The organism is Nonomuraea sp. NPDC050643 (assembly GCF_040654715.1).
Taxonomy (GTDB): domain Bacteria; phylum Actinomycetota; class Actinomycetes; order Streptosporangiales; family Streptosporangiaceae; genus Nonomuraea.
On record NZ_JBFAIM010000040.1, the window covers coordinates 64,634 to 89,385 of the forward strand.

Below are 24,752 nucleotides of genomic sequence, written 5' to 3' on the forward strand. Positions count from 1 at the left end.
TCTAGTCCAAGGTGAAGTAGTCGGGGCCCGCGTAGCGGCCGGTGGCCAGCTTCTGGCGCTGCATCAGCAGGTCGTTCAGAAGCGAGGAGGCGCCCAGCCGGAACCAGTCGGGGCTCAGCCAGTCGTCGCCCGCGATCTCGTTGACCAGTACCAGGTTCTTGATCGCGTCTTTGGTCGTGCGGATGCCGCCCGCCGGCTTGACGCCGACCTGACGGCCGGTCGCCTCGCGGAAGTCGCGCACGGCCTCCAGCATGATCAGCGTCACGGGCGGCGTGGCCGCCGGGGACACCTTGCCGGTGGAGGTCTTGATGAAGTCGGCGCCGGCCAGCATCGCCAGCCAGGACGCCCGCCGCACGTTGTCGTAGGTGGCCAGCTCGCCCGTCTCCAGGATCACCTTCAGGTGGGCCGTCCCGCAGGCCGCCTTCACCGCGACGATCTCCTCGTAGACCTTCATGTAGTGGCCGGACAGGAACGCGCCCCGATCGATCACCATGTCGATCTCGTCGGCGCCCGCCGCCACGGCCAGCGCGGTGTCGGTCACCTTGACTTCGAGCGAGGTGCGCCCGCTGGGGAACGCGGTGGCGACGGAGGCCACCTTGACCCCCGAGCGGCCCAGCGCCTCGACGGCCACCGCCACCAGGTCGGGATAGACGCAGACGGCCGCGACCCGGGGCGCGTCACCGCCGGGGTGGACGGCCTTGGTGCACATCGCGCGCACCTTGCCGGCCGTGTCGGCACCTTCGAGAGTGGTCAGATCCACCATGGAAATGGCCAGGTCGATCGCTTGAGCCTTGGCCGTGGTCTTGATCGAACGGGTGCCCAGCATCGCCGCCCGCTGGTCCGCGCCGACCCGGTCGACACCGGGGAGGCCGTGCAGAAATGCTCGCAGCGCCGCGTCGGACGAGGCGACGCCCGCGAGCGAGGTAGTCACAGTTGACACCTAGACAGCATCGCCGACCAGGGCCTCTACCTCCAAACCGGACCACCTTAGGGCGATCGAGGCCCAGGTCCTAGGTATGCCGTACGTGCTCGCGCGCCAGAGATAAGGCATCCACCTGATGTGGCGTACCGGGCCTTAGACCGAGTCTTAAAGGTGTCAGGAAGAAGCACCAAATTTCAGGAGAAACGCCATGAATCCCGAGATCGAGTACGAGCTCATGAGGAGCAACGCCAACGAGCTGCGCAGGGCCGCCGCCGAGCACCGGCGGGTACGCGAGGCCGAGCGGCACAACAAGGCGGGGCGCCGCTCCCTGTTCGGCAAGCGTCGTTCGTCATGACCGTCCCACGAGAGCCCGGCCACGACCTCCCTCGTGGCCGGGCCTCGATACCCCCGTAAAAGACGTCGAAAGCAATCAATGGGGCATGACATGCTGGATGACATGCGGGGGCGTTCGGTAAGTCCCGTCTTCGTCGGACGGCAAGAGGAGCTCGCGGCTCTGTCCGAAACCTTCGACGAGGCCAGGAAGGGCGCGGTCACGGCCATCCTGGTCGGCGGCGAGGCGGGAGTCGGCAAGACCAGACTTGTCCAGCGGTTCGCCGAGCGCTGCGCCGGCGGGGGCGCGCACGTGCTGTTCGGCGGCTGCGTCGAGTTGTCCACCGAGGGCCTGGCCTACGCGCCGTTCACCGCCGCCCTCAGGCAGCTCGTGAGGGAGCAGGGCCCCGCGGCCGTCGCGGGGCTGCTGCCCGACGGCGCCGAGCGCGACCTGGCCCGGCTGCTGCCCGAGTTCGGCGAGCCCAGCGGCGACGGCGAGACCGACACCGGCCGCGCCCGGCTCTTCGAGCAGTTCCTCACCCTGCTCGAACGCCTCGCCGACCACCGTCCCACCGTCCTGCTCATCGAGGACATCCACTGGGCCGACCGGTCCAGCCGCGACCTCATCGCCTTCCTCAGCCGCAACCTGCAGGCCCCGCAGGTGCTGATCGTCATGACCTACCGCTCGGACGACCTGCACCGCCAGCATCCACTGCGGCCGGTGCTGGCCGAGCTGGGCCGCGTCCACGGCGTGCACCGCCTCGACCTGCCGCGCCTGTCGCGCGACGAGGTCGCCCAGCAGATGACCGCGATCCTCGGCAGGACCCCCGAATACGCCAAGGTCGAGAAGGTCTACGAGCGCAGCGAGGGCATCCCGCTCTTCGTCGAGGCCATGCTGGAGAGCGGCGACGAGTGCACGTTCCCCGACTCCATGCAGGACCTCATCCTCGGCTCCGTCGAACGGCTGCCGGAGGAGACCCAGCGGGTGCTGCGCGTCGCCGCCGCGGGCGGCCTGCGCGTCGGCCACGCGCTGCTGGCGGCCGTGAGCGGCCTGTCCGACATCGAGCTGGAGACCGCGCTGCGCCCCGCCATCGCGGGCAACGTGCTGCAGATCGCCGACAACCGCGCGTACGTCTTCCGCCACTCCCTCATCCGCGAGGCCGTCCACGACGAGCTGCTGCCCGGCGAGCACCAGCGCCTGCACTCCCGCTTCGCCGAGGAGATCTCCAAGGACCGCCGGCTCGTCCCGCCCGGCCGCGCCGCCGTCGAGCTGGCCCACCACTGGTACGGCGCCCGCAACGACCACTGGGCCCTCATCGCCGCCTGGGAGGCCGCGCAGAAGTCGTTCAAGGCGTTCGCCTACACCGAGGCCGTGCCGCTGCTCGAACGCGTCCTCACGCTCTGGGACCGCGTGCCCGACGCGGCCGAGCTCATCGGCGCCGACCACACCGCCGTGCTCGAACGGGCCTCCGAGGCCGCCAACGCCGGCGGCGACGTGGACAAGGGCATCAAGTTCGTCAAGGCCGCCCTGTCCCAACTGGACGAGACGCAGGAGCCGGCCCGGGTCGCCGAGCTCATCGTGCGCCGTACCGCGTTCAAGAACTCCAAGAACCAGGCCGGCGTCATCGACGACCTCCGGCACGCGCTGCGCCTCGTCCCCGAGCCCAGCGTCAGCCGGGCCGAGGTGGTCACGACGCTGAGCCGTCACCTGATGCTGCGCGGCCACATCGAGGAGGCGAGCGAGCTCATCGAGGAGGGCCTGCACCTGGTCAGGCAGTACGGTGACCGCTGCCTCGAATCCGACCTGCTGATGAACCTGGCGCTCGGCCACTCGCTCCGCGGCGACCTGGAGACCACGATCCAGATCAACGAGCAGGCGCTGAAGATCGGCAGGGAGGAGCAGTCCGGCCGGCTGATCACCAGGGCGATCGGCAACACCATCGACGCCCTGCTCGACATGGGCCACGAGGACGAGGCCCTGCGCCTGTCGGAGGACGGTTGGCGGACCGCCAAGAAATACGGCCGGATCCGCGGCAGCGGCCTGTTCATCATGAACAACTGGGCCGAGGCGCTCGAGACGCTCGGCCGCTGGGACGAGGCCATGGAGACCGTCGAGACGGCCCTGAACCTCGGCCCCGGCCTGCGCAACCGCTACGCCCTGCTCCGCGTCCGCGCCGACATCGCCCTCGCCAGAGGTGAGCTGCAGCTCGTCGAGGCCATCCTGTCGGAGATCGGCGTGCTGAAGGACCGGCCGGAGGAGTTCCTGCAGGACATCACCAACAACGCCCGCCTGCGCATCAACTGGCATCTGACCAGGGGCGAACCCGGCTCCGCGCTGGCCGTGGCCGAGCGGGTGTTCGCGCAGCCCAAGCTGTCGAGCAAGCCCATGCTCGGATGGCGGCTGCTCGCCTCGATGCGCACGGTCTGCGACGCCGCCGAGACCACCGAGCCGGAGCGGACCGCGGCGCTGCGGGCCAGCGCCGCCGAGGCGATCGCCCAGTTGTCGGTCATCGGGCCGGTGGCGGAGGCGTACCGGCTGGCGTCCTCGGGGGACTTCGACGCCGCGGCGGCGTCCTGGGAGCGGCTCAAGCGGCCGCACCACCAGGCCAAGTGCCTGCTGCGGGCGGCCGGTGCGGCCGCGCGGAGCGGCGACAGGGAGGGGGCGGCCACCCGGCTGAAGGCGGCGCTCCCGCTGGCACAGGCGCTGCGCGCGACCCCGCTCGTGGCGGAGATCGAGGCCCTGTCTCGCCGCGTGGGCGGCCTCCAGGAGGCCCAGGAGCCGTCGGAGCTGCTGACGCCGCGCGAGCTGGAGGTGCTGCGCCTGGTCACCCAGGGCCGGACCAACCGGGACATCGCGGCTGAGCTGTTCATCTCGGCCAAGACGGTGAGCGTGCACGTGTCCAACATCCTGGCCAAGCTCGGCGTCACCACGCGCGGCGAGGCGGCCGCAGCCGCCCACCGGCTGTCGCTGCTGTCGTAGCCGCCACAGGCCACCGCCCGCCGTCGCCGTCGCCTTGGCGCTGTCGCCTTAGCCGTTGCCCAGGAGGAGGGCTTCGGCCAGCAGGACGAGGCCGAAGACGGCGAACGCGGCGGCGGCGCCGTACCGGATGGCCTTCTCCGGCAGGTGCTTGCCCAGCAGCCGCCCGACCAGGATGGCCAGCGCGTCCGCCGCGACCATGCCGACCGTCGAGCCGATCCAGGTGCCCAGCCAGCCGTGGCTCGTCGCCAGCGTGATCGTGGCCAGCATCGTCTTGTCGCCCAGCTCGCTCAGGAAAAACGCCACGGTCACCGCGATCACGGCGTTCCTGGTGGCGCGCTGGGCCTTGCGCGACTCCTCCTCGGTCAGCTCGTCCCCGCGCAACGTCCACACGGCGAACCCGAGGAAGGCCAACCCCGCCACCACCGAGATGGCCGTCGTCGGCAGGGCGTCGCCGATCAGGCCGCCCACGGCCACACTGACCAGGTGCACGACGGTCGTGGCGATCGTGATGCCCAGGAGCACGGGCCACATCTTGAAACGGGTCGCGAACGTCATCGCCATGAGCTGGCTCTTGTCACCGAGCTCGGCCACGAAGATGACGGCGAGGCTGATCCAGAATGCTTCCAAACGGTCCTCTTCCGCGCGACCGAGCCGGAAGCAGGCACCCGGGGAGTTTTCGGGCACGACTTCGGCCCGGCAGCGTCTTGTCCATGACTGCCAGGCCGAAGGTCTCGTCCGCCCGTCTGAGGCCCGTGTGACCGGGCGCGATAACGCGCCAGTATGTCGATCACACGATTAGGACTACTCCCCCTCGGTAATTCCAAAACACCTTAACAGCCTCACCGGGCTGCCTATTCCTCCAGGGAACAGCCCACCAGCACCGGCTCGTTGACCAGCGTCACCCCGAACTTCTCGCGCACCCCCTGGCGCACCTCTCTGGCCAGAGCCAGCAGGTCGCCGGTCGTGGCGGCGCCCGTGGGGTTGGTGAGCGCGAGCGTGTGCTTGGTGGAGATGCGTACGGGGCCGCGTTCGTAGCCCTTCGGGTAGCCGGCCTGCTCGATCAGCCACGCGGCGGGCACCTTCACCATCCCGCCGGGCAGGTCCCAGCTCGGATGCCCCGGCGCCCGGCCGGCCAGCTTCGCGGCCTGCTCCGGCGACAGGACGGGGTTGGTGAAGAACGAGCCCGCGCTGCGGGTGTCGGGGTCGTCCGGGTCGAGCACCATGCCCTTGCCGCGCCGCAGCGCCAGCACGGCCTCACGGGCCCGCGCGAGCGGCACCCGGCCGCCGGGCTCGGCGCCGAGCCGCCGGGCCAGCTCCTCGTAGACCACCGGGCCGGACATTTCCGAGATGTCCAGCGCGTACGTCACCGCGAGCACCACATAACGCGCCAGATCACGCTTGAACAGGCTGTCGCGATAGGAGAATCCGCACTGCCGTGCCTCCAGGTCCACCACCTGCCGCGTGAGCCGGTCGTAGGCCCGCACGCACCGGATGGTCTGGGCCACCTCCTGGCCGTAGGCGCCCACGTTCTGGATCGGCGTCGAACCGACCAGGCCCGGGACGCCGGAGATGCACTCGATGCCCGACCAGCCCTCCGCCACGGCGCGGACCACGAGCCGATCCCAGTCTTCGCCCGCCTCGACCGTGACGACGGCCTCCTCGCCGTCGCGCGAGACGGACACGCCCTCGGTCGCCACCTTGATGACCAGACCGTCGAACCCCTCGTCGGCCACCACGAGGTTGCTGCCCCCGCCGAGCACCAGCGTGGGCAGGCCCTTCATGTCGGCTTCGGCTATCAGGGACACGAGCTGCTCCGCCGAGGTGGCCTCGGCGAAATCCTGGGCGGGGCCGCCCAGGCGCAGGGTGGTGTACGGCGCGAGCATCTCCATGGGCAACTAGCTTATGAGGCGCGCAGCATGCGCAGCACCCGCTCCCCACACCCTGACCAACCCCGCTCACACTCCGTAACCACCCACCCCACCCCTTCACCGGCTCCCCTCACGCCCCGGCCGTCACGACCCTCGTGACGCGCACCGTCACGACGTCCCCTCGCCCCTCACGCCGTCACGCCGTCGCCCCGTCACACCGTCACGGCGGCATCGGCATCGCGGTGCCGTGCCATGATCGGCGCCCCATCCCATCCCAATCCCCCAAAGAGACCCTCGCCGAAGTGAGGCGTGAGGGGGCCTTGGCAAGGCGGGGAAAGGGAGGTCAGAGCCGGGCCGAGTGCCCCTGGTCCCCCGGGGAGGTCTCGTGGGTCCCGGTCAGCGTCACCGGCAGCGTCTCGCTCGGCACGACCAGCTCCCCGCGCAGACCCTGCGAGAGCGCCACATCGGCGTTCGCGCCGTATTCGGCGTCCTCGGGCAGCGCACTGAGGGCCTGCGCCCTGCGTACCGCCAGGAGCTCCCCGCTCAGCGCCCGCACCTTGCCCGGCCCCGCCTCCCGCCAGCGGGCCCCGTCGTCCTCGGGCTCGAGCCCCTTCCACCCCGCCGCCACCGCGCCCTCCACGACGACCGCGATCAAGGGGGTCAGCGCGTCGCCGCGCAGCACGACGTTCGTCTCCATCAGCACATGAACCTCGGACTGGTCGAGCCGCATCAGCTTCATCCGGCTCTCGCCCCAGGTCGCCGTCCCCCCGCGCCACAGCGGTGTCTCGGCGACGTGCCAGGCGGCGATCCGCTCCGGGTACCGCTCCGCCAGCCCGCGCAGCACGTCACCGGCGCCGTCCACGTTGCCCAGGTCGAGGGCCAGCACGCGGGCGTCGGTGTGGTCGATCACCGACTGCAGGGACTTCTCGACGTCCTCGGGCCAGCCGTCCACGAGCACGCTCACGCTCGCGGTGACGTCCTTGGTCTCCATGCGCTGCCGCTCGGTGTTGACGCCCAGCTCGTCGAGGCGGTTCGTGGCGAGCGTGCCGTCCCAGACGCGCTGGGAGTGCAGCATGTTGTCGCCCGGGTCGCCGTGCTGGCCGGGGTCGCCGGAGAAGCCCAGCTCGGCGGCCGGGTTCTGGCGGGCGTGCGTGCCCTTGGTCCCGGCCGTGCCGACTCCGGTCGCCGCGCTGCCCGTGGTGTCCCGCCCGGTGCCGGTGCCACCCGCCACCTGCTCGAGCCGCGCGGCCCGCAGGTGCCCGGGGGGATTGGTGTCGGTCACGGCGGAGACGGGGATCGATCGGACCGTGGGCCATACCTGTCGCGCAGCATCACTCATAGGGACACGCGCTACCCGGGAGCCGCCCGGCCTATCATGCGCGGTTCAGGAGAGCTGGACCACGGCGCGCGCCTTCGACAGCACGCGTGCGTCGCCCGCCTTGGCGGTGAGCTGGATGACCACCCGCTTGTCCTCGAGCTTCTCCTCCACCACGCCGCTCACCGAGAGCGTGGCCCCCTGATCGTCGTCGGGGACGACCACCATCGACGAGAACCGCACCCCGAAGTCGACCACCGCTCCCGGGTCCCCGGCCCAGTCGGTGACGAACCGCCCGGCCTGCGCCATGGTGTACATCCCATGCGCGATCACGTCGGGCAGCGCGACCATCTTGGCGAAGCGCTCGTTCCAGTGGATCTGGTTGTAGTCGCCCGAGGCGCCGGCGTACATCACCAGGTTGAGCCTGCGCACGTTGTAGTCCACGGCCGGGATCTCCTGCCCGACCTCGACGTCGTCGTACTTCACCGTGGCGGTCATCTCAGGCGGCCCCTCCGCGCTCGACGATCGTGTTGTAGGTCACGCAGACCGGCTCACCCGCGACGGTCGTCACTTCGCTCCTGAGCGTCAGCATCTCGTTGCGCCCGGCGCTGCGGATGTCGGTGATCGTGGCGGTGGTGACCAGCTCGTCGCCGGCGTGGACGGGGCGGATGAACTCGAAGCGCTGCTCGCCGTGGACCACCATGGCGAAGTTCAGCCCAAGGTCGGGATCCACCAGGGCCTCGCCGCCGCTCTGCAGGCCGAACACGATGGGGAACGTGGGCGGGGCGATCACGTCGGGGTATCCGGCGGCCTGCGCGGCCTCCCTGTCCCGGTAGAGCGGGTTGTTGTCACCGATCGCGGCCGCGAACTCCCTGATCTTCACGCGGCTGACCTCGTAGGGGGCGCTGGGCGGATAACTCCTGCCCACGAAGTCACGATTCAAGGCCATCAGTGCTCCCTCGTAGCTGTCTGAGGCCGACGGTAACAGAACAAGGTTCCGTTGTCCCTAGTGATGGCCGTTCCTTTAAGCCCATCCCGTACGGCAAGGCCAACGGCACCGCCACCCGCCGCACGTGGCCGGTGACCTCCAGGAACACGCCCGCTGACCGCCACGGGGCGGGCCGCCGTCACGCGCGCTCACTTGACCGGCGAGGTGGTGAAACGGGCACCCGTCACACAGGACGCTCTACAGACACGACAAACCGGCGCCCTGCTATGGGACGCCGGTTGTGCGATATGAACGTTGGGGCCTGCCCGGAGACCTATCGGGTCTCGCGGTGCGCGCGGTGGCAGCGGCAGTTGGGGCAGTATTTCTTCAGCTCAAGCCGATCCGGGTCGTTGCGCCGGTTCTTCCGCGTGATGTAGTTGCGGTGCTTGCACTCCTGGCAGGCCAGCGTGATCTTCGGCCTAACGTCGGTGGCAGCCACTTGGGAGTGCCTTTCTACGTTCGGGACATGGACACGCCCGTGCCCAGGCCGGTCGACCTGGGATTGGGCAGTAGCGGAGGCCGGACTTGAACCGGCGACACAACGATTATGAGCCGTTTGCTCTGCCTGACTGAGCTACTCCGCCTTTGAGCCGGTAACGACCCCGGCCCCGTAGAGGATACCCGACGCGGTGAGCACATTAGTAACTCACCCGTTCGGGTGGGGTGCTCCCCAGTATGCCTCAGGAACCCCCGACAACCGAAATCGAATAAACAGGAGCCCCACCTGCCGCAGAACGCAGTGGGAGAGATCTCAGCGTAGCAGCGGGCTCCCGCCGTCGCGAATCTCCCGAGACCGGACACCCACGCCCACCACCCACGCGCCCTTACGCGCCGGCAGCCCGGACGCAAACGCCTGCCACGACGACGCAGGCCGAACGGGGTGGCAAGCCGAGCAGGGTGGTGAGCCGAGTGGGGTGGAGGCTTAGGCGTCGCGTTTCGTGAAGGAGATGGTGGCGGCGGTCAGGGCGAGGGTCAGCCAGGCGGCCAGCACCAGCCCGCCCTCCACTGGCGTGAGCCCCGGTCCCGCCTGGTACAGCCGTGCCCCCGCCGCCCCCGGCAGATAGTCGGCCAGGCTGGTGACGCCCGCCAGGAACCGGGGCACGACCAGGACGAGCGCGAGCACGGTCGCGAGCGAGGCGATGACGTCCCGGAGCAGGGCGGCCACCGCTTGGGCGAGCAGGCCGATCAGCACGAGATAGACGGCCGCGCGCGCCAACGCGGCAAGGTCCCCTCCGGCAGGCCCGGCGACGACCTCCGCACCGCCGACAGCCCCCTGCCCGGTGTCCACACCACCCACGGCCACCGTCCCCTGCGTGGAGGCGGCGAGCCAGGCTCCGGCGCAGGACGCCGTGACCGTGAGCAGAGCGGTCGCGGTGGCGGTCAGCAGGTAGGCGCCGGCCTTCCCGGTCATGAGCAGCAGACGCCCGGGAACACTGGTGAGCGTGGTCCTGGCCTGGCTGCCCGCGTACTCGGAGGCCACGGACAGGACGCCGAGCACGATGAAGCCCGCCTGGACGTACTCGACGCTGCCGAGCGTGGCCTCCGCCACGGTGAGCGACCGGTCGAACGGGGCCGCCTCCAGTGCGGCGGCGAACGCGGCGGCGGCCAGAACCGTCACGCAGATCGTGATGAGCGCGGCGGGCAGCGTCCTGAGTTTGATCAGCTCGGCCGCGAGGGTGTTCCAGGCGCCGTTGGTCACGCGTCCCTCCGGACGAACAGGCCCGCGGCCACCCCCAGGAGCGCGACCGTCCACGCGGTCATGACGACGGCGCCGGTCAGCGGCGTCACCATGCTCTCCGCCGGGTAGCCGGTGGCGAACATCTGCGCCCCCGCCACGTCGGGAAGGTACTTCGCCAGCGACGTCACCCTGGTCAGCAGGAAGGTGACCGACACGAACGTGGTGTTGACCACGAACGCGACCATCGGCACGATGCCGCTGCGCGCCATGACGGCGACGGCGAACGCGATCAGCGCGGTGAGCACCCAGTAGGCGACCGCCCCCACGGGCCGCCAGCCGAGCACGCCCATCAGCTCACCGATCGGATGGCCGTGCCTGCCGAGCAGGACCTGCGTCATCAGCAGCCCGCCGCCGATCGTGACGGCCCCGGCCACGCCGCTGACGAGGGCGACCACGACGGCCTTGGCCGCGAGCAGTTCGCCGCGCCTCGGGGTGCCGGTGAGGCTGACCAGGATCTGCCGGCCGCCGCCCGCGTCCTTGCTGGTGGCGGTGTATTCACTGCTGATGATGACGATGGCCGTCACGATCACGCCGACGACGCCGGGTGCGGCCATCTCGAGGCCCAGGTCGTACGTCGAGCCGTCGTCCGCCATGCCCGCGTCCAGTTTGGCGCGCCGGGAGCTGCCGGCCATGGCGGTGAAGACGAGCGTCATGGCGGTGCCGAGCACGACCCCGACGATGGCCGCGGGCAGCGTGACGATCTTCCTGAACTCGGCGGCGACGGTGTTCGGCAGGCTCATGACGCACGTCCGGCGCGGTGCGCGGGGTCGGTCAGGGCGAAGAACGCCTCTTCGAGCGAGGCGTGCCCGGCGGTGACCTCGTGGAGCGGGCCGGAGGTGACGACGCGGCCCCCGCTGATCACGATGAGGTCGTCGGCGGTCTCGGCCATCTCGCTCATCAGGTGGCTGGAGAGGAGGACCGTACGACCGCCCTGGGCGTATTCCTTGAGCAGCCGCCTGATCCAGCGGATGCCGTCCGGGTCGAGGCCGTTGCCGGGCTCGTCCAGGACCAGCACGTCGGGCGTGCCGAGCAGGGCCGCCGCCATGCCGAGCCGCTGCCCCATGCCGAGCGAGAACGTGCCGACCCGCTTTCCGGCCACGTCCGCCAGCCCGACCTCCTCCAGCACCTCGCCCACGCGGCTCCTGGCCAGGCCGTTGCTGCGCGCCACCCAGGACAGGTGGGCGCGGGCGGTGCGGGAGCGGTGCGCGCCACTGCCCTCGATCAGCGAGCCGACCGTGCGCAAGGGGTCGCGCAGCCGCCGGTACGGCCGGCCGCCGATCAGCGCGGTGCCCGCGTCGGCGCGGTCGAGGCCGAGGAGGATGCGCAGCGTCGACGACTTGCCCGCGCCGTTCGGCCCGAGGAACCCGGTCACCCGGCCCGGGGCGACGGTGAAGGAGACGTCACTGATGGCGAGCTTCTTGCCGTGACGTTTGGTGAGTCCGGTGATTTCGATCACGGGTTCCAGCGTCGCAGCGCAGGCCCGGACGGCGCGTCGGCCAAAGGTTGACAGCTAGCGCAGGTCGTTCACGAAGCCCGACTCGTAGGCCAGGATGACGAGCTGGGTGCGGTCCCGTACGCCGAGCTTGAGGAAGAGCCTGCTCAGGTAGGTCTTGACGGTGGCGCGGCTGAGGAACAGCGCGGCGGCGATCTCCTCGTTGGACATGCCGCGGACGATCGCCGCCACGACGTCCCGTTCGCGTTCGGTCAGCCGGGTCAGGGGCGCGGGCTCCGGGCGAGGCCGCCTGACGGCGAGCTCGGCGATCATGCGCCGGGTCACCTCGGGGGCGAGCATCGCGTTGCCCTCGTACGCGATGTGGACGGCCCGGAGGATCTCCTCCGTGCCCGCGTTCTTCAGCAGGAATCCGGAGGCGCCCGCGCGCAGGGCCTCGTAGACGTACTCGTCCAGGTCGAACGTGGTCAGGATGACGACCTTGGCCGACAGGTCCGCCGCGCAGATGGCCCGGGTCGCCTCAAGGCCGTCCATGACGGGCATGCGGATGTCCATCAGCACCACGTCGGGACGCAGCCTGCGAGCGGCCTCGACGGCCTCGCGGCCATCGCCCGCCTCGCCCGCCGCCGTCAACTCCGGGTCGCTCGCGACGAGCTCCAGCAGGGAGGCCCTCAGCAACTCCTGATCCTCCGCGACCAGCACCTTGACCCGCTCAGTCACCCGTCGCCTCCGGGAGGGGAAGCACAGCGGACAGCTCGAAGCCGGCCGGCCCGGGGCGGTGGCCCGCGGTGAACACGCCGCCGAGCAGCTCGACCCGTTCCCGCAGCCCGACCAGCCCGTACCCCGGCTCGCCGGAGGCCGCCGCCTGCTTCGCGGCGCCCCGGCCGTCGTCCGTGACCGCGACCCGCAGCTCACCGGGCGCGCCGCGGACCGTGACCGTGCAGCGCGCGCCAGGGGCGTGCCTGGCGGCGTTCGTGAGCCCCTCCTGGACGATCCGGTACGCCGCCAGCCCCACTCCGGCGGGCACCGCGCCCACGTCCGCCACGTCCAGCGTCACCGGCACCCCGTTCTCCCGCATGCGACCGGCCAGGGCGGCCAGGTCGCCGATGCCCGGCTGGGGCCGGCGTTCGGCGGCCTCGTCGCTCGCGCGTACGGCGCCCAGCGTCGTACGCAGTTCCTCCAGCGCCTGCCGGCTCACCGTTTCGATCTGTCCCAGTCTGTCGCGCATGCGGGCCAGGTCGTCCGCGCGGACCGCGACCCCGGCCGTCACGGCGATCGTGCCCAGCGAGTGGGAGACGACGTCGTGCACCTCCCGCACCACCCGCAGCCGTTCCGCCGTCACCGCGCCCTGCCGCTCGGCCAGCATCGCGTGCTCGGTCTCGAGCGTTGCGCGACGGGTCGTGCCGCCCAGCACCCAGGCCGCGGCCAGCGCGAGCAGGCTCAGCATCGTGTAGCGCACGGTGCTCTCGGCGTCGGCGGTGCCCAGGAACGCGACGGCCGCGATGGTCACCGCGGTCAGCCCGGCGACGGTGTTGAGCGATCGGGCCGTGCCCCGGGTCAGGGCCACGCGATGGAGCACCCAGGCCGCGGCCACGAACGGATCTTGCGTCATGCCCAGCGCGGCCCCCGCGAGGGTGGCGGCGGTGACGGCGGCGAACGCGGCGAGCGGCCTCCGGGTGCGCAGCGCCATGCCGACGACCAGCAGCGCGATCAGCCCGAGGTGCGCCAGGGGGGCACGCGTGGCGTCGACCGGCAGCCAGAACACCAGCACGCACAGCAGCCCCGCGCCCACGTCCCACCGGACGGAGCTCGGTTCGGTGGAGTCGAACCAGGGCCGGTTCATAGGTCGAACCCTAGCCAGCCCCGAAAGCGCCGAGGCGAAAGCTCCCGGCAACGAAGAACGCCCGGCTCCAAGAGATCTTGGACCGGGCGTAGAGTGCGAGCCCCCAAACGGAATCGAACCGTTGACCTTCTCCTTACCATGGAGACGCTCTGCCGACTGAGCTATAGGGGCCTGTCCGGCGCTGCGGACAGGTGTAACCATACACGGCACTCAGCGATGATGCGAACTGGTTCGGCCCGTCGCCGGCGCCGCAGCCCCGCGCCGGGCGGGGAACTCGACGACCTCGCAGAGATCGGCCAGATCGACGTGTCTGGCGACCTCCGCCACGGAGGTGCAGTCGGCGACCATCCGCCCGTTTCTGCGCACCCGCAGCACCTGCCGCCCCGCGCGCACCGCCCCTACGACCTCGTAGCCGTCGAGACCGACCCATCGCCTGTCCATAGCGGCACACAGTAGCCCCCGGGTCTCTCAATTTTTGCCACGCCACATGCGTTACAGGCATACCGAATCGGTACGAACGACCTCAGTAGCGGTAGAAGCCCGCGAAGTCCTTCTTGGCGATGTCGTCTATGCGCACCACCGCCCCGGTCTCGGGGGCGTTCATCATCTTGCCGTCGCCCAGGTAGACGCCCACGTGGTGGGTCCTGACCGACCTCTTGGTGATCTTCCCGAAGAACACGAGGTCCCCGGGGCGCGCGGACTTGACCCGGCGCATCTTCCGTACGTGGTCGTCGGTGTTCCCGGGCCCAAGCACGTCCTCGCCGTGTGCCAGGGCGTACACCCATCGCGTGAACCCCGAGCAGTCGAGCCCGCGCGTCCTGGCGGCCGGGCAGGGCTTGACCCTGCCCCGATAGCCCCGGCAGGTGCCCTTGGACGGGCCGGGGTCCTCGCTGTGGCCACCGCCCCACGAGTACACGATCCCGCGCTGCTCGATCTCGAGCGCGATGCGCACGATCCGGGGCGGCACCGGCAGGCTCAGGGGCACGGAGGCCGTGGCGGTCAGTAGGAGCAGCACCATCGCTCCGGCTAACCGCCGCCTCATCCAGGACCCCCAAAACAATCAGTCTTGGGATTTATCCTGCATCATCCGGCTTTGAGGGTGAGCTTCACCGACCCCACCGTCACGTTGACGCCCACCGTGCCCCTCGTCTTCTTGGGCTTGGTGGTGAAGGTCAGCGTCACCTTCTGCCCGCGCGGCAGCTCGTCGATCGTGCACAGCACCGCCGTGCCGCTGTATCTGCACCCGGGCGCCTTGACCACGCGCTGCCCGCCGAACGTCCGCCCCGAGACCTTGATGTCCTTGACGGGATGCGGGCCCGTGTTCGAGATCGTGACCCGGTACGTCTTCCTGCTGCCGGCCTGGCCCGACACCCGCACCTCGGCCGGCGGGTTGGCCAGCGACTTGAGCTGGGACTCCGAGCCGTTGAACGAGTTCCCGCCGCCGACCAGCGGCCCCTTGTCCGCCGACTGCCAGAACGTGTGCCGCTTCCAGCCCTTCGGCAGCTCACCCGGGTCGGCACCCCAGCGGGCCAGCCACAGCGGGTTCGACGTGAACTTGCCGGAGTTCCCCGTGCAGGTCCGCCACCAGCTCGTGGTGGTGTAGATGATCACGTGCCGGCCGGTCGCCTCGCGGTACTTCTTGGTGAAGTCCTTGAGCCAGGTGACCATGTCCTCGGTGGACAGGTCGTAACAGTGGTTCTTGCCGTTCTTGTCCTTGTACGGGTTGTCCTCGATATCGAGCACCCCCGGCAGGGTTTGGCCGTCGCTGACCCAGTTGCCGCCGTTCTGAAGGAAATAGTCGGCCTGGGCTGTCCCGTCGGACTCGTGCGGTTGCGCAAAGTGATAGGAGCCTCGTACGAGTCCGGCCGAGGCGGCGCCGCCGTACTGGGCGTCGAAACGTGGGTTGCGGTAGTTCGTGCCCTCGGTGGCCTGGACGAACGCGAACTTCGCACCACCCGAGGCCACGGTCGCCCAGTCGATGTCGCCCGTCCAGTTACTGACGTCCACCCCGGGCACCCCGTCGGCGGCTTCGGCGACCCCGGACATTCCCAACATGGCAATTACCACAAATAACCCAAGACGTTTCACGCGGGAGATCATTGCGGAGCCCTGCACAATTCCGCAAGTCCAGCAATATCTACTTTCTTTAACGTATCCAGCCAATAGACCGGCCCGAGCCCCAGCGGGCGCGCTCGAGCCCGGCCACGGGCTCTCCTTGAGCGCGTGGCGTGGTGGTCTTCCCCGACCCCGGTAACCCGTTCACGAGCACGACCAGTTCGCACATGATGGGCATGCCGGCAGAGCCGTGCGGGGAGCCGGCGCGGAAAACTTGCGGACGTAACGGAAAACCGCACTTCAAAGCCCTGAAATCGCTCACACGCGGGCACCGTCCGGGACGTCGTTTCCGCAGGTCAGAGCCGTATATGAACGTCACATTCGCGTTTGCAAAACCGCCTTCCACCTGCGCAAACTGGGCTCGATCCTCGAAAGCCGCCCCGACCAGGGGTTTCTTCGCCATGCCCGGAGGAGACCGACCATGATCCATACCCGGGGCCTCACCCGAGAGTTCAAAGTCAAGAAGGAGGTCGTACCCGCCGTCCGCGGCATCGACCTGGATGTGGAGGCCGGCCAGCTCGTGGCCTTCCTCGGCCCGAACGGCGCGGGCAAGTCGACCACGCTGCGCATGCTCACGACCCTCCTGCCGCCCACCTCGGGCACGGCCACGGTGGCCGGCCACGACGTCACGACGGACCCGGGCGGCGTGCGCGCCCGCATCGGCTACGTGGGCCAGCAGCACGGCGCGGGCGAGGACTTCTTCGTCCGCGACGAGCTCATCACCCAGGGCCGCTGCTACGGCATGCCCGCCCGCGCCTCGGCCGCCCGGGCCGACGAACTGCTGGACCTGCTCGACCTGAAGCCGCTGGCCAAGCGCACCCCCGGCACCCTGTCAGGCGGCCAGCGCCGCCGCCTGGACATCGCGCTCGGCCTCATCCACCGCCCCGACCTGCTCTTCCTCGACGAACCCTCCACCGGACTCGACCCGACCAGCCGCGCCGAGGTCTGGCGGCACATCCTGCGCCTGCGGGAGACGTACGGGACCACGCTCTTCCTGACCACCCACTACCTGGAGGAGGCCGACAGCATGGCCGAGCGCGTCGTCATCATCGACGGCGGCCGGATCATCGCGGACGGCACCGCCGCGCAGCTCAAGAACGACCTGGCCGGCGACCACATCACGATCACCACCGGCACCGAGCGGGACGCGGAGACGGCCGCCCGGATCGCCGCCCGGATCGGCACCGAGCACGTGGAGGGCACGACCGTGCGCCTGCGGGTGGCCAACGCCGCCGCCGCGCTGCCCGACTATCTCAGGACCCTGGACGGCGCCGGGGTCAAGGTCGTCGCCGCCGAGACCGCCCGACCCACCCTCGACGACGTGTTCCTCACTCTCACCGGGAGAAGCCTCACCGATGACGACATTCCTGCGTGACACCGCCACCATCTTCTCCCGCGAGTTCAAGCCTGCACTGCGCAACCCCACCGCGCTGCTGTTCGAGATGGGGCAGCCGCTGCTGTTCCTGTTCCTGTTCGGGGCGCTGCTGGACGGGGCGGTCGGGTCGTCGTGGCAGTGGTTCGTGCCCGGGATCCTGGTCATGATGTGCCTGACCGGGCCCATGGGCGCCGGCTACACGCTGCTGGTCGAGCTGATCGGCGGCTCGATGGAGCGCCTGCTGGTCACTCCGCTGAACCGGACCGCCATGCTGGTCGGCCTGAGCGCGAAGGCCATGCTCACGCTGCTCGTCCAGGCGGTGCTGATCATCCTGCTGGCGCTGCCCCTGGGCTTCGAGCTGCACGCCGTGGGGGTGCTGGCCGGGCTGACCCAGCTCGTGATCTTCGGGGTCGGGCTGGGCGCGCTCTCCTTCGTCCTGGCCATCAAGTCGGCCCCGTCGGGCACCCTGTTCTACATCGTGTCCCAGTCCGTGCTCTTCCCCCTGCTGCTGCTGTCGGGGGTGCTGCTCCCGCTCGAGAGCGCTCCTGGGTGGATGCAGGTGGTCGCCGGGGTCAACCCGGTCGCGTACATCGTCGAGGCTCAGCGCGCGCTCTTCTCGGGCGACCTGACCGACCCCTCGATCCTGTACGGCACCGCCGGCGCCTGCGCCCTGGCCGCGATCGGCCTCTACCTGGGCAACCGCGCCCTGCGCCAGGGCGTCTGACCCGGATCAGGGGCTGATCGCCAAGAACAGGAACGCGGCGAACAGCACCAGGTGCACCCCGCTCTGCAGCAGGGTCGCCCGTCCCGGCACCACCGTCAGCGTCGAGACGACGACCGTGAGGGCCAGCAGCACCATGTGCGTGCCGCCGAGCCCGAGCAGCAGCGGGCCCTCCAGCCAGATCGACGCCACGGCGATGGCCGGGATCGTGAGCCCGATGCTGGCCATCGCCGACCCGAGCGCCAGGTTGAGGCTGATCTGCACCTGATCACGCCTGGCCGCGCGCACGGCGGCGATGGTCTCGGGCAGCAGCACCAGCAGCGCGATCACCACGCCGACCACGGCCTGCGGCAACCCCGCCGACGACACGGCCGACTCGATCACCGGCGACTCGACCTTGGCCAGGCCGACCACGGACACGAGCGCCACCAGCAGCAGCCCGAGGCTGGCCAGCGCCGTGCGCGCGGAGGGCCGGGGCGCGTGCTCCTCCTCGCTGGGCGGCCGGCCCTCCACGGCGACGGGCAGGAAGTAGTCGCGGTGGCGGACGGTCTGGGTCAGCACGAACAGCCCGTACAACGCGAGCGAGACCACGGCCGCGAACGCGAGCTGCCCCGGGGAGAAGGCCGGCCCCCGCGCGCTCGTCGTGAACGTGGGCAGCACCAGGCTGAGCGTGGCCAGCGTGGCCACGGTGGCCAGCGCCTTCCCCGTGCCCTCCGCGTTGAAGCCGGCGATGCGCCGTTTCAGCGTGACGGTGAGCAGGGACAGCCCGACGATGCCGTTACAGGTGATCATCACCGCCGCGAACACGGTGTCGCGCGCCAGCGTCGCCGTCTGGGGGCCGCCGGAGATCATGAGGCTGACGATGAGCGCCACCTCGATCACCGTGACGGCCACGGCCAGCACCAGGGATCCGAACGGTTCGCCGACGCGGTGGGCGATGACCTCGGCGTGGTGCACGGCCGCCAGTACGGCGCCGGCCAGCAGCAGGGCCACCAGGGCCACCACCACGGCCGGCAGCGCCCGCCCCCACGAGCCCGCCAGGGCCAGCAGCGCCAGCCAGGGGATGACAACGGTCCACTTCGCAGCGTTTCGGATCATGTACTCTACGCAGTCCCATCCTTTTTAGGTTTCACCCTGATAATGCCTTGGCATCCGTTTTAGGTGGGAATGAAGGGGCCATGACACAACTGGTCGCGACGAGTACGGTGCCCTGGATCCCGGTGACGCACCGCCTGGACGTGATTCTCGCCGATGCCCTGCCGCCCGCCGAGCGGACCACGTCGGCGTTCGCGTTCGTGTCCGACCAGGCCGACCGGACGCTGCTCACCTGCGTGGACCGCGAAGGCCGTGGGTGGGACATCCCGGGCGGGCATCTGGAGCCGGGCGAGACCGCGACCGACGCGGCCGTCCGCGAGCTGTACGAGGAGACCGGCCTGCGCCTGCTCCCCTCCGACCTGACGATCTTCGCCTGGCAGCGGATCGAACTGCTGGACCCGCCGCCGGCCGGCTACCGGTATCCGGCGCTGACGTACATGGCGATGTTCCGGGCCGTGCTGCCCGGTCCCGGCGGCCCGACCCGCCCGCCGGCCGGCTCGGAGAGCACCCGCGCGGACTGGCTCCCACGGGCCGAGATCGAGCGCCACTGCCCCGGTCAGACCTGGCTGGCGCTGCTGGGCGAGCGTTAGCGGACGGCCGGGATGGTCCGGGCGCGCTCCAGGTCGGCGCTGCGGTAGGCGCGCTCGGGGATGCGGGCGAGGGTGGACGGGCGCACCTGGGGGCCCAGGCCGTACAACTTCTGGAAGCTCATGATCAGCGGCCGCCACGCGTCGGGGTCGATGCGGTCGCTCGTCCCCGCCATGCGGATGTCCTCGTGCACCCACACCCGCTGTACGCGCACCTCGAAGGCCAGCACGCCGCCGTCGTCGTCCACGGGGTGATGGCCTTCGACCACGGCCTCCATGGCGACGGGACACTCGGCCACGCGGGGCGGCCCCACCGTCTCGGAGGGCACCGGGGTGAGCCCCGCACGCCCGAACTTGTCGCGTACATGCCGGTATCCCCGGTCCCACTTGCGCTCGGGCACGGGATCGGACCCGGTGGTCAGGGCCAGCCGGTCGACGGCGTCCGCGAGCGCGTCGGACGGCAGGTTCAGCACGCACTCACGGGCCCTCAGCAGGTTCTGCGCCGTCTTGGCCCGCGCCCCCAGCCCCAGCACGGCCCGCCATCCCAGCCAGAAGGCCGACGACATGGGTGCCAGGTTGACGCTGTCGTCCTCGTTCAGTGAGGAGATCAGGACGACGGGGGTGCCGAAGTAGAGGATGTTCGGCTCGATAGAGGTGTGGGGGCCGACGTCGATATTCATGGGTTCCACTGTCGCCGCAGGTGGAAGGCCGACGCTGGCGCGATTCGGACGTCTCTTTCCCCTCGCCCGCGGCCTGCCACACCGTAGCCACACCGGCAGCACACCCGGCGGTGACAGAGTCGGACAAGGAGAAGATCGTTCCCTGTCTCGGGAGAAACCCATGGTCCAAACACTCCAGCGGCTCGCCGGACGGCTGGCCGACACCACGGTGAGCGCCCTGTTGCCGAAGGCGACGGCCGGCGCGTCGCACTGCGTCAACTGCCCGTCGGCCGCCTACCGGTGCAACTACTTCTGCTGCGGTCACATAGCCTCGCGCGTCCACCTCTGGAGCTGCTGCATGAACGGCAGCCTGCAGTGCACCTGCCAGGTGGAGATCTACGACTACTGCTGATCCGCCCCCGCACGCGCCGGGCCGGGCGCACGGCACCCCTCCACCGGCCCGGCGCGTGTCACCAGGAGGGACCCCATGACCTCTTTCGCGCTGCTGTCCCAGAGCCTGATCGCCGGCGTCCTGGTGCTGGCCGTGGTGTCGAAGCTGCGCGCGCCCGCGGACGTCGAGGCGGCCGTCGGCACACTGCTGCGGGTCGCCCGGCACCCGACCGGCCGCCGCCTGACCCGCCTCCTCGTCGCCGCCGAACTGACCGTCGCGGCCCTCGTGATCGCACCCGCTACGGCGCCGGCCGGGCTGGCCCTGGCCGCCGCGCTCATGTGGGGGTTCGCGGCTTTCGTGGCGGTGACCGTACGGGGGCGCCGGCGGGTTCCGTGCCCCTGTTTCGGGCCGTCGCGGACCCCGCTGGGGCCGGTGCACGTGGTGCGCAACGTCCTGCTGGGCGCGGTCGCGGCCTTCGGGGCGGCGGCCACCGCATACGTGCCGGCGAACCCGCTCCAGCCGGGGGAGGTCGTGGTGACGCTGGTCGCGGCGGCGTTCGGGGTCGGGATGGCCGCGTTCGCCGACGACGTGCACGCCCTGTTCCGGATCTGACCAGAAGGAGGCCCTCATGACCCTTCCCGAGGCCGTCCTGGCCGTGCTGCTGCTGGCCAACCTGTTCCTGACCTTCGGCGTCGTCCGCCGGCTCCGCGAGCACACCACGCGGTTCGCGGCGCTGGAGAACCCGTCCGCGAGCGGCCTGCGCGTCGGCGACCCCGTGGCGGGCGTCCCCGGCCTGCGCGACTCGCTCACCCTCGTGTCCTTCGTCGCCACCGGCTGCCATAGCTGTGAGGAGCAACTGCCCACGATCCGGTCCAAGGCCGAGGCGGCGGTCGCGGGCGGGGCTCGGGCGCTGACGGTCGTGGTGAACGTGAGAGGTGAGCGGGAGGAGGCCGACCAGCTCGTCGCCGCCGTGGCGGGGCCGGGCGGCGTGGTCGAGGAGGAGCTCGGCGGGGAGCTGCAGCGGGCGTTCGGCGTCAAGCGGTACCCGAGCTTCTTCCTGGTCGGGCCGGACGCGACCGTCATGGCCACGCCCGGCTCCGCGGGCGAGCTCCCGGCCGTGGAACTGCGGGCGCCCGCGGGCGGGCCGGAAGCCGTCGAGTCGCGGGCGTCCGCGGTCTCCTCGGGTCCATGACCGGTTCCCGGCGGTTCGTGACCGCGGTGGGGCTGGCCTGGCACGCCGCCCCTGTGGCGACGGTCGTGGTACTCGGCGCGACCCTCGTGCTCGGGGCGAGCCCGGTGGTGGCGGCGCTGTGCGGCAAGCTGCTGATCGACCACCTGAGCTCCGGCGTGCCCGGCCCGCTGGTCCTGCCGGCCGTGGGGCTGGGCGGGACGCTGCTGGTGACGTACGTCGGGGACGCCGCCGTACGTTACCTGGAGGACCAGCACGCGCGGCGGATCGAGATGACCGTGCAGGACCGGCTGTTCGCCAAGCTCAACAGCCTGCCCGGGCTGGAGCTGTTCGAGCGGCCCGGCTTCCATGACCGCATCCAGCTCGCCCTGCGCGCCGGTCAGAGCGCCCCGCAGCAACTGATCGGCGCGGGCCGCTCCCTGCTCCAGGGCGCGATCCAGTTGGCCGGGTTCGTCGGTGTCCTGCTGGCCGTCAGCCGGACGGCGGCGCTGCTGCTGGCCGCCGCCGCGATCCCGCGCCTGCTGGCCGAGCGGCGGCTGGCGAAGGACCGCGTCGGTCTCCTGGCGGCGCTGAGCCCGGCCCAGCGCCGCCGCTACTTCTACAGCCGGCTCCAGTACGAGCCGCGCGCGGCCAAGGAGTTGCGCGTGTTCGGCCTGGGCGGGTTCTTCCAGGACCGCATGCGGGCCGAACTCGCCGCCATCCACGTGTCACAGCGCGAGCTCGACCTGCGGATCCTGCGCGTACAGGCGGTGCTGGACGCCGCGGCGGTGGTGGCCATGGCGCTCGCCGTCTCCGTCGTGGTCATGGACGCGGCCACCGCGCGCGGCACGCCGGGCGACCTCGCGATCGTCCTCACGGCCCTGCCCGTGACCGCCGGCGCCGCCACCTCCGTGGTGCGCCAACTCGCTGCCGGATCGGAGGCCCTGCTGTCCATCGGCCACTACCTCGACATCATGGCCGCGAGCGGGCCGGTCACCGTCGGCGAACCCGCCCCGGCGCTCAGGAAGGAGATCGTCTTCGACGACGTGTGGTTCCGTTACGGCGACGACCTGCCCTGGGTGCTCAGCGGCGTGAGCTTCCGCGTCCCGCTGCACCGGTCGGTGGCCCTGGTCGGGGCGAACGGGGCGGGCAAGAGCACGATCGTCAAGCTGCTGGCCGGGCTGTACCAGCCGACGAAGGGCCGCATCCTCTGGGACGGCGTCGAGATGGGTCGCCTGGATCCGGCGTCGCTGCGGCGGCGGATCGGCATGGTGTTCCAGGACTACATGACGTACGACCTGACCGCGCTGGAGAACATCGGCGTCGGCGACCTGGAGACCCGCTTCGACCCGGCGCGGATCCGGGAAGCGGCCAGGCTGGCGGAGGTGGACGACGCCGTCGGGCGGCTCCCCCGCGGGTACGACACCATGCTCAGCCTCATGCATTTCGGCACCGGCGAAGAGGGCGACGACGGACCCGGGGCGCAGCTCTCCGGCGGTCAGTGGCAGCGGATCGCGCTGGCCAGGATGCTCCTCCGGGCCGGCCGCGACCTGCTGATCCTCGACGAGCCGAGCGCGGGGCTGGATCCCGAGGCGGAGCACCGGGTGCACCGGGTGGTGCACGAGCACGCGACCGGCGTCACCCGGTTGCTGGTGTCGCATCGGCTCAGTGCCGTACGGATGGCCGACCGGATCGTGGTCGTCGAGGACGGCCGGATCTCACAGACGGGCTCGCACGCCGACCTGCTCCGCACGGGCGGCCGCTACGCCGACCTGTTCCACCTGCAGGCGGCCGGCTACCAGGACGAGCACGCCATGCGGGCGACCGATCCCCAGGGTGAGCACGCCATGCGGGCGACCGGTCGTCAAGACGAGCACGCCGTGCGAGGAGCGGGCGCTCAGGACGAGTGCGATCCGCCGAGGCGCGCGATCACCGGGCCGACGACCGCGGCGACGGGGATGGGGCCGAACTCTCCGGAGTCCAGCCCCGGTCCCGCGTCGCCGAGCACGTAGATGTGCCCGGCGGGCACGACGCCCCCGCCCGGCTGGGGATCGCCGGCGAGGGCGGCCACGCGCTTGACCAGGAGTACGCCGTCGGCGGCGACTGTGGGCCGTCTGCCCGGCAACACCAGGCCGTCGGGCGCCCGGCACACGACGACGGCCTCGCGCCGGACCCGCCGGCGGGCCCACCGGGCGACGATCACCCGGTCACCGTCCCGCAGGGCCGGCTCCATGCTGCCGCCCCGCACCGTGACGACCACGAGCGCCGCCCGCACCGCCAGCACGGCCAGCACGGCCCCGAGCACGGCCGCCGTCATCACAGCACCATCTCGTTCACGGGCCGGGCAGCCGCCAGCGCGCAGTCATTGGCGAGAATACGCAGAAAGAGCCGTTGCAGGGACGGGCTGGGCTCCACACCGAGCTCGTCCACCAAATACGAGCGCAGTTTATAGAACACCTCCAGCGCCTCCGCCGGACGATGGCAGCGATAAAGCGAGAGCATGAGCTGCGCGTGAAATTCCTCATTGAATGGATATTCCACGACAATGACCTGGAGCTCCGGCGTGATGAGGCGATGCTGGCCCATTTCCAGCCCTATGTCGAACCGGGCGGCCAATGCGCTGAGCCGCAATTCCCGCAGCCGCGTGCACGAAACGGCGATCTGCGGCGTGGCGGGCACGTTCGTCAGGGCGGGCCCGCGCCACAGCGCCAGCGCCTCGCTCAGCCGCCGCTCCGCCGCCGGCAGATCGCCGGCGGCCGACGCCCGCCTCCCCGCCCCGACCAGCCGCTCGAACCGCACGAAGTCGACGTCGTCGGCCCGCAGGCGGTAGCCGGAGTCCACGGTCTCGATGTGCCGGTGGCAGGAACGGTCGATCAGGCCGCGCAGGCGCCAGACGTATCCGTGGACGGTCTTGCGCGCGCTCGGCGGCGGCCGCTCGCCCCAGAAGTCGGCCACCATTTGCGGGACGCTCACCGGTCTGCCCACATTGAGCAGGAGGACGGCGAGCACCAGTCGCTGCATGGACGCGGTTATCTTTATCGGTGTATTTTGATCGACGACTTCCAGCGGACCGAGCACCATGAAACGCACTGAAGTCTCCTTCGCCCCCGTAGGCGATCAAACGGCCGGTCCCCGACCGTAAAGCACCCCAAGCCGATTATCACTCCAATATCCACCGTGTCAATCCCTCGGCAATTCCGCGGAATT

Annotated in this window: 28 protein-coding genes and 2 tRNA genes; 9 read left to right on the forward strand and 21 right to left on the reverse strand. The window is 70.8% G+C overall.

What is annotated here, in order from left to right; translation table 11 throughout:
* Window position 1 precedes the first annotated feature (1 nt).
* Window positions 2-931 (reverse strand): deoxyribose-phosphate aldolase, encoded by a 930-nt coding sequence (deoC, locus tag AB0I15_RS39985; protein WP_358107928.1) that lies wholly within the window; start codon window positions 929-931, stop codon window positions 2-4.
* A gap of 199 nt (window positions 932-1,130) precedes the next feature.
* On the opposite strand from deoC, the gene AB0I15_RS39990 reads away from it, so the two are divergent.
* Both AB0I15_RS39990 and AB0I15_RS39995 read left to right on the forward strand, forming a co-directional pair.
* A complete protein-coding gene (locus tag AB0I15_RS39990) occupies window positions 1,131-1,277 on the forward strand; it encodes a hypothetical protein (RefSeq protein WP_358107931.1) in 147 nt (48 codons plus the stop codon).
* 90 nt (window positions 1,278-1,367) lie between these two features.
* Window positions 1,368-4,232, forward strand: a complete 2,865-nt coding sequence (locus AB0I15_RS39995) for an AAA family ATPase (RefSeq protein ID WP_358107934.1) — start codon at window positions 1,368-1,370, stop codon at window positions 4,230-4,232.
* Between the two features lie 48 nt (window positions 4,233-4,280).
* Here AB0I15_RS39995 and AB0I15_RS40000 read toward each other — a convergent pair whose 3' ends face one another.
* The 16 genes from AB0I15_RS40000 to AB0I15_RS40075 all read right to left on the reverse strand — a co-directional run bounded on the left by AB0I15_RS40000 (window position 4,281) and on the right by AB0I15_RS40075 (window position 15,480).
* On the reverse strand, window positions 4,281-4,859 hold the full coding sequence (locus AB0I15_RS40000; RefSeq protein WP_358107937.1) for a TMEM165/GDT1 family protein: 579 nt from the start codon (window positions 4,857-4,859) through the stop codon (window positions 4,281-4,283).
* Window positions 4,860-5,083: 224 nt separating this feature from the next.
* Entirely contained in the window at window positions 5,084-6,121 is a 1,038-nt protein-coding gene (locus AB0I15_RS40005; RefSeq protein WP_358107940.1) for a UDP-N-acetylmuramate dehydrogenase, read from the reverse strand.
* 322 nt (window positions 6,122-6,443) lie between these two features.
* A complete protein-coding gene (locus AB0I15_RS40010) occupies window positions 6,444-7,382 on the reverse strand; it encodes a hypothetical protein (protein ID WP_358107943.1) in 939 nt (312 codons plus the stop codon).
* A 102-nt stretch (window positions 7,383-7,484) separates the two neighbouring features.
* Window positions 7,485-7,913, reverse strand: coding sequence for a MaoC family dehydratase (locus tag AB0I15_RS40015; protein WP_358107946.1), 429 nt, complete (start codon window positions 7,911-7,913; stop codon window positions 7,485-7,487).
* 1 nt (window position 7,914) lies between these two features.
* The gene (locus tag AB0I15_RS40020; RefSeq protein WP_358107949.1) at window positions 7,915-8,364 is read right to left on the reverse strand and encodes a MaoC family dehydratase N-terminal domain-containing protein; all 450 of its coding nucleotides are present in this window, start codon (window positions 8,362-8,364) and stop codon (window positions 7,915-7,917) included.
* A gap of 313 nt (window positions 8,365-8,677) precedes the next feature.
* On the reverse strand, window positions 8,678-8,842 hold the full coding sequence (gene rpmG / locus AB0I15_RS40025) for a 50S ribosomal protein L33 (protein ID WP_019632658.1): 165 nt from the start codon (window positions 8,840-8,842) through the stop codon (window positions 8,678-8,680).
* A gap of 71 nt (window positions 8,843-8,913) precedes the next feature.
* Window positions 8,914-8,987 (reverse strand) — tRNA-Met (locus tag AB0I15_RS40030).
* A gap of 338 nt (window positions 8,988-9,325) precedes the next feature.
* Complete coding sequence (locus AB0I15_RS40035) at window positions 9,326-10,102, reverse strand: ABC transporter permease (RefSeq protein WP_358107952.1); 777 nt, start codon at window positions 10,100-10,102, stop codon at window positions 9,326-9,328.
* Window positions 10,099-10,881 carry an ABC transporter permease gene (locus AB0I15_RS40040; protein ID WP_358107955.1) on the reverse strand — a complete coding sequence of 261 codons (783 nt, stop codon included), beginning with the start codon at window positions 10,879-10,881 and terminating at the stop codon, window positions 10,099-10,101. The genes AB0I15_RS40035 and AB0I15_RS40040 overlap by 4 nt, the downstream gene beginning before the upstream one ends.
* Window positions 10,878-11,597: an ATP-binding cassette domain-containing protein gene (locus tag AB0I15_RS40045; protein WP_358107958.1), complete on the reverse strand. Its 720-nt coding sequence runs from the start codon at window positions 11,595-11,597 to the stop codon at window positions 10,878-10,880. The genes AB0I15_RS40040 and AB0I15_RS40045 overlap by 4 nt, the downstream gene beginning before the upstream one ends.
* A gap of 54 nt (window positions 11,598-11,651) precedes the next feature.
* Window positions 11,652-12,311, reverse strand: coding sequence for a response regulator transcription factor (locus AB0I15_RS40050; RefSeq protein WP_358107961.1), 660 nt, complete (start codon window positions 12,309-12,311; stop codon window positions 11,652-11,654).
* Complete coding sequence (locus AB0I15_RS40055) at window positions 12,304-13,434, reverse strand: histidine kinase (protein ID WP_358107964.1); 1,131 nt, start codon at window positions 13,432-13,434, stop codon at window positions 12,304-12,306. The genes AB0I15_RS40050 and AB0I15_RS40055 overlap by 8 nt, the downstream gene beginning before the upstream one ends.
* Window positions 13,435-13,532: 98 nt before the next feature.
* Window positions 13,533-13,605 (reverse strand) — tRNA-Thr (locus tag AB0I15_RS40060).
* Between the two features lie 39 nt (window positions 13,606-13,644).
* Window positions 13,645-13,875, reverse strand: a complete 231-nt coding sequence (locus AB0I15_RS40065) for a transposase (RefSeq protein WP_358107967.1) — start codon at window positions 13,873-13,875, stop codon at window positions 13,645-13,647.
* Between the two features lie 82 nt (window positions 13,876-13,957).
* Window positions 13,958-14,476 carry an NlpC/P60 family protein gene (locus AB0I15_RS40070; RefSeq protein WP_358107970.1) on the reverse strand — a complete coding sequence of 173 codons (519 nt, stop codon included), beginning with the start codon at window positions 14,474-14,476 and terminating at the stop codon, window positions 13,958-13,960.
* A gap of 41 nt (window positions 14,477-14,517) precedes the next feature.
* Window positions 14,518-15,480, reverse strand: coding sequence for a GH25 family lysozyme (locus AB0I15_RS40075; RefSeq protein ID WP_358107973.1), 963 nt, complete (start codon window positions 15,478-15,480; stop codon window positions 14,518-14,520).
* 490 nt (window positions 15,481-15,970) lie between these two features.
* On the opposite strand from AB0I15_RS40075, the gene AB0I15_RS40080 reads away from it, so the two are divergent.
* Both AB0I15_RS40080 and AB0I15_RS40085 read left to right on the forward strand, forming a co-directional pair.
* Window positions 15,971-16,924: an ATP-binding cassette domain-containing protein gene (locus AB0I15_RS40080; protein ID WP_358107976.1), complete on the forward strand. Its 954-nt coding sequence runs from the start codon at window positions 15,971-15,973 to the stop codon at window positions 16,922-16,924.
* Window positions 16,905-17,648, forward strand: coding sequence for an ABC transporter permease (locus AB0I15_RS40085; RefSeq protein ID WP_358107979.1), 744 nt, complete (start codon window positions 16,905-16,907; stop codon window positions 17,646-17,648). Before AB0I15_RS40080 ends, AB0I15_RS40085 begins: the two co-directional genes overlap by 20 nt.
* A 6-nt stretch (window positions 17,649-17,654) precedes the next feature.
* On the opposite strand, the gene AB0I15_RS40090 is transcribed toward AB0I15_RS40085, so the two are convergent.
* Window positions 17,655-18,743, reverse strand: coding sequence for a hypothetical protein (locus AB0I15_RS40090; RefSeq protein ID WP_358107983.1), 1,089 nt, complete (start codon window positions 18,741-18,743; stop codon window positions 17,655-17,657).
* Window positions 18,744-18,823: 80 nt separating this feature from the next.
* Here AB0I15_RS40090 and AB0I15_RS40095 point away from each other — a divergent pair, with 80 nt between their 5' ends.
* A complete protein-coding gene (locus AB0I15_RS40095) occupies window positions 18,824-19,330 on the forward strand; it encodes an NUDIX domain-containing protein (protein ID WP_358107986.1) in 507 nt (168 codons plus the stop codon).
* On the opposite strand, the gene AB0I15_RS40100 is transcribed toward AB0I15_RS40095, so the two are convergent.
* On the reverse strand, window positions 19,327-20,007 hold the full coding sequence (locus AB0I15_RS40100; protein ID WP_358107989.1) for a flavin reductase family protein: 681 nt from the start codon (window positions 20,005-20,007) through the stop codon (window positions 19,327-19,329). The genes AB0I15_RS40095 and AB0I15_RS40100 overlap by 4 nt on opposite strands.
* Before the next feature lie 160 nt (window positions 20,008-20,167).
* On the opposite strand from AB0I15_RS40100, the gene AB0I15_RS40105 reads away from it, so the two are divergent.
* The 4 genes from AB0I15_RS40105 to AB0I15_RS40120 all read left to right on the forward strand — a co-directional run bounded on the left by AB0I15_RS40105 (window position 20,168) and on the right by AB0I15_RS40120 (window position 23,557).
* Complete coding sequence (locus AB0I15_RS40105; RefSeq protein ID WP_358107991.1) at window positions 20,168-20,398, forward strand: hypothetical protein; 231 nt, start codon at window positions 20,168-20,170, stop codon at window positions 20,396-20,398.
* Window positions 20,399-20,473: 75 nt separating this feature from the next.
* Window positions 20,474-20,989, forward strand: coding sequence for a MauE/DoxX family redox-associated membrane protein (locus AB0I15_RS40110; protein ID WP_358107994.1), 516 nt, complete (start codon window positions 20,474-20,476; stop codon window positions 20,987-20,989).
* 16 nt (window positions 20,990-21,005) lie between these two features.
* The gene (locus AB0I15_RS40115; RefSeq protein ID WP_358107997.1) at window positions 21,006-21,569 is read left to right on the forward strand and encodes a hypothetical protein; all 564 of its coding nucleotides are present in this window, start codon (window positions 21,006-21,008) and stop codon (window positions 21,567-21,569) included.
* A complete protein-coding gene (locus AB0I15_RS40120; RefSeq protein WP_358108000.1) occupies window positions 21,566-23,557 on the forward strand; it encodes an ABC transporter ATP-binding protein in 1,992 nt (663 codons plus the stop codon). The genes AB0I15_RS40115 and AB0I15_RS40120 overlap by 4 nt, the downstream gene beginning before the upstream one ends.
* Here the strand turns inward: AB0I15_RS40120 and AB0I15_RS40125 are convergent.
* Window positions 23,443-23,862: a S26 family signal peptidase gene (locus AB0I15_RS40125; protein WP_358108003.1), complete on the reverse strand. Its 420-nt coding sequence runs from the start codon at window positions 23,860-23,862 to the stop codon at window positions 23,443-23,445. The genes AB0I15_RS40120 and AB0I15_RS40125 overlap by 115 nt on opposite strands.
* Complete coding sequence (locus AB0I15_RS40130) at window positions 23,862-24,626, reverse strand: AfsR/SARP family transcriptional regulator (RefSeq protein WP_358108088.1); 765 nt, start codon at window positions 24,624-24,626, stop codon at window positions 23,862-23,864. Before AB0I15_RS40130 ends, AB0I15_RS40125 begins: the two co-directional genes overlap by 1 nt.
* Window positions 24,627-24,752 lie beyond the last annotated feature (126 nt).